This is a genomic window from Arthrobacter sp. Y3223164 (genome assembly GCF_059091005.1).
The window spans coordinates 1-2,115 of sequence record NZ_JBNHGF010000432.1 but is presented as its reverse complement, the minus strand read 5'-3'; the positions used below and the strand labels follow the sequence as shown (position 1 = coordinate 2,115).

Sequence of the window (2,115 nt, the reverse complement as noted above, 5' to 3'; positions counted from 1 at the left end):
GAGGCGGAGCGGGCGGCCGGGGCCGAGCCGGACGGGGCCGAGCCGGACGGGGAACCCGGGCAGCAGGGCGCCGGGAGCGAGACGGGGCAGGTGAAAGGATGAGGGCCCCGGCGTCGACCTACCGGCTGCAGATCAGGGAATCGTTCACGCTCTATGACGCCGCCGAACTGCTGCCCTACCTGCACCGGCTCGGCGTCGACTGGGTATACCTGTCGCCCCTGCTGACCGCGGAGCCGGGGTCCGACCACGGCTACGACGTTGTCGACTTCAGCGCGGTGGATCCGGCCCGGGGCGGGATCGACGGGCTGCGGGCGCTCTCCGCCGCCGCCCGGAAGTACGGAATGGGCGTCCTGGTGGACATCGTGCCGAACCACATGGGCGTGGCCACGCCGGCCAACAACCGCTGGTGGTGGTCGCTGCTGTCGGAGGGCCGCGGCTCCCGCTATGCGGAAGCGTTCGACATCGACTGGGACGCCGGCGGCGGCAAGCTCCGGCTGCCCGTGCTGGGCGACGGCGACGCGGAACTCGAGGCGTTGGAGCTGGCCGACGGCGAGCTGCGCTACTACGACCACCGCTTCCCCCTCGCCGAAGGGACCGGCGACGACGGCGCTACCGCCCGCGAAGTCCATGAGCGCCAGCACTACCAGCTGGTGAACTGGCGGCGGGCCGATGCCGAACTCAATTACCGCCGGTTCTTCGGCGTCAACTCCCTGGCCGGGGTCCGGGTGGAGGTGCCGTGGGTCTTCGACGAATCCCACGCCGAGATCAAGCGCTGGTTCGACGAGGGCCTGGTCGACGGGCTGCGCGTGGACCATCCCGACGGGCTGGCCGACCCCAAGGGCTATCTGCAGCGGCTGCACGAGCTGACCGGCGGCGCCTACGTCCTGGTCGAGAAGATCCTGGAGCCGGGGGAGGAGCTGCCGGCCGACTGGGCCTGCGCGGGCACCACCGGGTACGACGCGCTGGCGGACGTGGACCGGCTGCTGGTCGATCCCGACGGGCGGGAACGCCTCACCGACGCCGCCCCCGTCCAGCCCTACCAGCACATGATCCACGACACCAAGCGGGGCATTGCCGACGGTATCCTGCGCTCCGAGGTGCTGCGCCTGGCCCGGCTGGTTCCCGCCGGCACCGGCCTGGATTTCGAGACGGCGGCCGATGCGATCGCGGAACTCCTCAGCTGCTTCCCGGTGTACCGGAGCTACCTCCCGGTCGGGGCGCAGTACCTCGAGGAAGCCGGAATCGCCGCCCAGGTCCGCCGTCCCGACCTGGCCGACGCCGTCACCACCCTGCTGCCGCTGCTGAATCCGCAGGGAGTGCTCACCGAACTCGCGGTGCGGTTCCAGCAGACCTCCGGCATGGTCATGGCCAAGGGAGTGGAAGACACCGCGTTCTACCGCTACACCCGCCTGACCTCCCTGAACGAGGTGGGGGCGGACCCGTCGATCTTCGCGGTGGAGCCGTTCGAGCTCCACACCCGGTTGATCCGCCGGCAGCAGGAACTGCCGCTCGCCATGACCGCGCTGTCCACCCACGACACGAAGCGCAGCGAGGACACCCGGGCCCGCATCTCTGTGCTCGCGGAACTGGCGGACCAGTGGCCGGATTGGCTGGCGGAGCTCGACCGGCTGGCACCCTTCGGGGACCTGCCGTTCGCGGACCTGCTCTGGCAGACGGCGCTGGGAGCATGGCCGTTCAGCCGGGCACGGGCCCACGCTTACGCGGAGAAGGCCGCCCGGGAAGCAGGCAACAGCACCTCGTGGATCGCCCCGGACCATGACTTCGAAAAACAACTCCACGCCGCCGTGGACGCGGCCTTCGACAACCCGGAGGTGAACCGGCTGCTGGTCAACCTGGCGGAGAGGATCAAGCCCTTCGGCCGGAGCAACTCCCTCTCGGCCAAGCTCATCCAGCTGACCATGCCCGGAGTGCCCGATGTCTACCAGGGCACCGAGTTCTGGGACCACTCGCTGGTGGACCCGGACAACCGCCGGCCGGTAAATTTCACCGCCCGCCGCCGGGCGCTGGACGACCTGGACCGGGACGGGACGCCGCCGGTGGACGACGGCGCGGCAGCCAAACTGCTGGTGGTCGCCCGGGCGCTTCGGCTGCGTC

1 protein-coding gene is annotated in these 2,115 nt (G+C 70.7%); it reads left to right on the top strand.

Annotated elements, in window-relative coordinates:
- Nucleotides 1-98: 98 nt before the first annotated feature.
- A partial coding sequence (gene treY / locus AC5RUJ_RS15040) for a malto-oligosyltrehalose synthase (RefSeq protein WP_494156118.1) occupies nt 99-2,115 on the top strand: 2,017 nt, incomplete at its 3' end.